The 613-nt window shown below is 69.3% G+C and carries 1 protein-coding gene; it reads right to left on the bottom strand.

Annotated elements, in window-relative coordinates:
• Nucleotides 1-613, bottom strand: a 613-nt coding sequence (locus VIN30_RS11420; RefSeq protein ID WP_479274393.1) for an amino acid kinase family protein, incomplete at both ends; no start/stop codon positions are given.

Consider the following 613-nt stretch of genomic DNA (forward strand, 5'->3'; position numbering starts at 1 on the left):
CCACCTTCGGCAGCATGGAGCCGGGGGCGAACTGGCCCTCCTTGATGTACTCCTCGGCCTGGGCCACGTCCATCTCGGAGATGGCCTCCTGCTCGGGCGTGTTGAAGTTGACGCACACCTTCTCCACGGCGGTGAGGATCACGAGCATGTCGGCGCCGAGCTCGGCGGCCATCAGCGCGCTGGAGCGGTCCTTGTCGATGACCGCGGGGGTGCCCACGTAGCCGCCCTCGGTCTCGAACACCGGCACCCCGCCGCCGCCGGTGGACACGACGATGTAGCCGTCCTCCACCAGGTCGCGCACGGCGTCGAACTCGACGATGCGCTTGGGGATGGGGCTCGCGACCACCTGGCGCCAGCCGCGGCCGGCGTCCTCCTTCACGGTGATGCCCATGGCCTCGGCCTTGGCCTTGGCGGTCTCCTCGTCCATGAAGGCGCCCACGGGCTTGGTGGGGTTCTGGAACGCGGGGTCGGCCTCGTCCACCACGGTCTGGGTCACGATGCAGGCCGTGGAGCGCTGGATGCCGCGCTCCTTCAGCTGGTTCAGGATGGCCTGGGACAGCTGGTAGCCGATGTAGCCCTGGCTCATGGCGCCGGCCTCGGGGAAGGGCATGTC

This window comes from Adlercreutzia wanghongyangiae (genome assembly GCF_035989245.1).
Lineage (GTDB): Bacteria > Actinomycetota > Coriobacteriia > Coriobacteriales > Eggerthellaceae > Adlercreutzia > Adlercreutzia wanghongyangiae.